The organism is Parendozoicomonas callyspongiae (assembly GCF_023502345.1).
In the GTDB taxonomy this organism is placed as follows: Bacteria; Pseudomonadota; Gammaproteobacteria; order Pseudomonadales; family Endozoicomonadaceae; genus Sansalvadorimonas; species Sansalvadorimonas callyspongiae.
In genome coordinates this window covers 1-1,592 of sequence record NZ_JAMFLX010000077.1, presented here as the reverse complement: position 1 = coordinate 1,592, position 1,592 = coordinate 1, and the positions used below count along the sequence as shown (strand labels likewise).

General features: G+C 51.3%; 1 protein-coding gene. It reads right to left on the bottom strand.

Going from position 1 to position 1,592, the window contains the following annotated elements; all coding sequences use genetic code 11:
* Nucleotides 1-87: 87 nt before the first annotated feature.
* Nucleotides 88-1,311, bottom strand: a complete 1,224-nt coding sequence (locus M3P05_RS20305; RefSeq protein WP_249701955.1) for an IS110 family RNA-guided transposase — start codon at nt 1,309-1,311, stop codon at nt 88-90.
* Between the last annotated feature and the right edge of the window lie 281 nt (nt 1,312-1,592).

The following is a 1,592-nucleotide window of genomic DNA, read 5'->3' as shown; positions in this document are numbered from 1 at the left end:
TTACCATGAAAATGGGCACTGCACGGGCAAAGAGACACCGTCTCGCCGACGGGCAAGAATCGTCAACCGGTAGCGCCTGATGTGCTGTCAGGCTTTCTGCATGCCCTGCAGGTATCCGAACTTTTGCAGTTTTTGTAACCATCGTGGTGCATTTTTGTGCACCGTCAGAGCCTCATAATCAATATCCGGATCATGGTATGGCTGGAGCTTGCTCAACAGACAATGTATTACCCTGAGTATCTTGTGAGCTATCGCAATAATGTTGCGTTTATGACCTCTCCGTATCACCAGGCTCTGGTACTTGCCTTTAAACTGGCTATTTGTCTTGATCGCAGCATTGGCCGCTTCACAGAGCAACCTTCTGAGTGACTGATTGCCCTTGCGGGTTTTTCCACTCTTTCTTTTTCCGGCACTTTCATTGTTTCCTGGACACAGCCCTGCCCAAGAAGTCAGTGATTCCCGGCCATTGAAAGCCGACATATCCGGCCCAACTTCGGCAATAATCCCTGCGGCTGCTATTTGATCGATCCCCGGCAGAGTCTGTAAAACCTGCCAAGGCTCCCGATAGTCAGAGCGCACTATCTGGAGGATGACTTCGTCCAGTGCTGCTATCCGCTTATCCAGATACTCAACGTGCTCTCTGATATCCTTGAGAACTGTGCGATGGGCTCGGGAGAGCTCTCCGTCCAAGCTTTTGAACAGTTCGTCGACTTTGCTCTTCATACGACCACGGGCCATCTTTGCCAGTTCGGCAGGATGTTTGCCGTCAATCAACCCCTGGATCATATCCTGGGCCGACTTACCGTGAATATCGCTGACGACACCACCGAGGCGGATACCAGCATCATCCAGAACCTTGTGCAGTCGGTTCTTTTCGGATGAACGCTGACTGATCAGTTTCTGACGACGGCGGAACAACAATCGAAGTTGCTGGATGTCCGGTGGAGGGACAAAGCTGGGGCGAAGCAACCCACAGCGCCCCAGGGAGGCCAGCCATTGACTATCGAGTACATCCGTCTTGCGGCCGGGAACATTTTTGACGTGACGGGCATTCACAATCCAGACACTCAGCCCGGCTCGAGCAAGAATGTCATGAATGCATTGCCAGTAGTTGCCGGTACTTTCCATTACCACGAGTTCTACTGCCTGTTCCATCAGAAAATTTCTGAGGGCTTTGCGATCCCGCCGGAAAGTCTTAAAGGAACGGGTCTGTTCGGTGACGTTGCCGTCATCGTCTTCGACTTGAATAGTCACCATGACCATCATTTTGTGAACATCAAGGCCAGCACAAGACTTCAAAATGGGCTGCATCGAACTATTCTCCCTCACTCAAGGATGAGGGCAGAGTCTGATGGAAGAATCGATGGCCATAAGCTGACGGATCAGCAAAGGTCTTTTTACCATGCGTTCACCGCCGCGAGGCGGGAAACAATTTGGGGTACGAGCGATTCATTCAGGTCAGTTTGAGTTCAGGGTTTAGGCCACTGAAAAATTTGTCGACCATAGTCAGGCTCTGCCAACCCCTTGATTAAGGCGCATGACTCAACCATTTTCATGGTTCGGGGTGGCCAAAGCTTGGTCATGACTGTTTG

Excerpts from the sequence above, each read along its gene's own strand:
- M3P05_RS20305 (WP_249701955.1), bottom strand. The coding sequence starts at position 1,311 with ATGCAGCCCATTTTGAAGTCTTGTGCTGGCCTTGATGTTCACAAAATG.